Origin of the sequence: Bacillus cereus group sp. BfR-BA-01310 (assembly GCF_022664325.1) — a bacterium.
Classification (GTDB): Bacteria; Bacillota; Bacilli; order Bacillales; family Bacillaceae_G; genus Bacillus_A; species Bacillus_A paramycoides.
In genome coordinates this window covers 1-1,571 of record NZ_JAKUHD010000073.1, presented here as the reverse complement: position 1 = coordinate 1,571, position 1,571 = coordinate 1, and the positions used below count along the sequence as shown (strand labels likewise).

The window sequence follows — 1,571 nt, the reverse complement described above, 5'->3', positions numbered from 1 at the left end:
GCGCCGATGGTAGTTGGGACCTTGTCCCTGTGAGAGTAGGACGTCGCCAAGCAACTTTAAGACGAGTCAGAATGACTCGTCTTTTTTGTATGCTTTCATACCTTTGTTAATTGCCTTTTAAACTTTTCTAATTGTTTTTCTGTTTTTTTTATATCTATGTTTTTAAAAACTACACTTGAGACATTATGTATGGTGTTTTTGATAAGTAGCGTATCTTGTATTTCTTCTACGCCTTTTCGAAAATAAGGGGTTTTCCATTTTTCTATATCGATATCACTCGTGTAATCCAAATAATGATTGGCCAATATATTCCCTTGTTCATCTATTTGCTTTGATTGTGTGTAGCTTAAGGCAACGTCATTATTTATATGGAACCCTTGTATTACTTCTGTTAAAAATGTCTTATCGCATAAGTCATCGGCCTCTGCGATCCAAATATAATCACCGGTTGCTGCAGAGATTCTTTTTATCCATTGTTTAAATACAGAACCAGAGTTTTTATCATTAACAATATGTTGAACTTTCAGATGGGTCTTATTTTTTTGTGAGAGCAGCTTTTCAAATGTGGGTACACTTTTGTCAGTAGAGGCATCGTCTAGGAAGATTAGTTCGTAAGGGGGTAGGTTTGGTTTAATATTGATTTGACTTGGACAGGTAAAAAAGTTTCGTAATTATAGTTTGGTATAATTACACTAATCTTTTTGTAATTATGTTCGAAAAGAGCTAATAATTGATAAATGTAATTAAGGAAATTGAATTTTTTTAATAATTTTTTGGCCAAAGCTCCCCCTTTGTAATCGTAACCCTTCATCTCCAATAAATTCGTATCTTCTTTCTAGCATTTTTGGTAAATCTAAAAAGTCTACTAGGGCACCAGTTTTTTCCGTAACAACATCCTCAAAACCTCCAGCATTTTTAAACCCTATAACAGGAACCTTTGTATCTAATGCTTCTAAAACAACATTCGGAAAAGAGTCTTCCCTTGAAGTTAATAAATATACATCAGCCCCGGCGTTATATAAGCCGATATCTGGAGTAGGATCGACTAATGTGAAATGGGCATCATGGGATACATAAATTATCTTCCTATTAACATGCATTTCATAACGCCTCCCAAGTTTATTAGATTACTTGAGTTTCCGCATCGATTTAGTGAATGTAAAGAAGATATAGTGAGGTGTTTTTTTATAGCCCCCTAGAGGTAAGAGGAAAGGAAGAAATGGTGATTTTAGCTGGGATGTATAAGAATAAAAATGCTATCCTTAATATATGTACTTGCTGACATTTATTCTTTAGAAAATTATTAGTATTAAGCTGGATAGTGCAAACTGACGATTAATAACTTAACTACAATCTTCCTATGCAAGTTTAAGAATCATTAGGAATGGATTAGAAATTAAGAGAGTTCAATACCTTTTATAATTTATAAAATAAAAAACATAAAAAGTATTGACGATTGATTTGTTAAGGTGTAATATAGAACAAGTCGCCGATAGCAAAAACGCAGAAAGCGACAAACGAAATAAAAAAACTTAGTTGACATTGAAACATGAAAATGTTAACATAAGGAA

1 pseudogene is annotated in these 1,571 nt (G+C 32.9%); it reads right to left on the bottom strand.

What is annotated here, in order from left to right:
* Nucleotides 1-116: 116 nt before the first annotated feature.
* Nucleotides 117-1,067 (bottom strand): annotated as a pseudogene (locus MR109_RS29575) (glycosyltransferase); the annotation flags it as partial.
* Between the last annotated feature and the right edge of the window lie 504 nt (nt 1,068-1,571).